Source organism: Bradyrhizobium sp. UFLA05-125 (genome assembly GCF_059803515.1).
Map to the genome: position 1 here is coordinate 1 of NZ_JBANBJ010000182.1, position 785 is coordinate 785.

Annotated in this window: 1 protein-coding gene; it reads right to left on the bottom strand. The window is 60.8% G+C overall.

Annotated features, from left to right (window positions below; all coding sequences use genetic code 11):
- Window positions 1-733 (bottom strand): transposase family protein (locus SO156_RS45855; protein WP_498539467.1); only part of this gene is annotated, 733 nt, incomplete at its 3' end.
- Between the last annotated feature and the right edge of the window lie 52 nt (window positions 734-785).

Genomic DNA, 785 nt, shown 5'->3' on the forward strand with positions numbered 1-785 from the left:
TCAGCATGGCCTCGAAGGGGTGCTCTTCAGGAGAGTTGCGGGAGGCGAACTCCGCCCCGTTGTCGGACAGGATCTCGGCGAACTGGACCCCATAGGTGACGTTGAGGGTGTTGATCATTTTCAGCGTCTTGAACATGACCGGCAGCGCCTTCTTCGAGGTCAGCACCTCGGCCCAGGCCAGGCGCGAGCAGCTATCGACCAGGCTAACAATGAAGGCGGGGCTTGATGGTGGCGCCAGGAACATGTCGCGGGACAGCTGGTGCAGGTCGACATGGCCGAGTTCGCCGATCTTGTCCTTGATAATGCGACGTTTCTCCTCGCGCATCGCCGGGGTGCGGCGGTTCAGCTGATTGCGTTTGAAGACCCGGTAAATGGTCGAGGGTGACGGTACCGTATCTCGCCGTTCACGCAAGGCGGCGTGGACCTCATATCGATTCATGCCGCGCTTCCGGCAGGCGACGATCTCAGCCTCAATGCCTTCCGGTTCGCGCCGCTCTCGCCACTTCGGCCCGCGGCGCTGCGGCAACAGGTCTGCCTCCGCGCCGTTCCGCAGATAGCGATTGTAGTACTTCCGGAAGGTCTGCGAGCAGGTGCCGTGGTGCTTATAGAAGTCCCCCACCCGGCGGAACGTCGCCGACCGCCCCGCTTTCACCTCCTCATACTCAGCGATCAGGAACCGCCACTTCTGAAGGTAATTCCGTTCAATCGTCCGATCGAAGCTATTGTCGCGCATCGAACCCTCCCTGCCGGGCTGGATTCGATCACCGAATTAATGAACATGCACA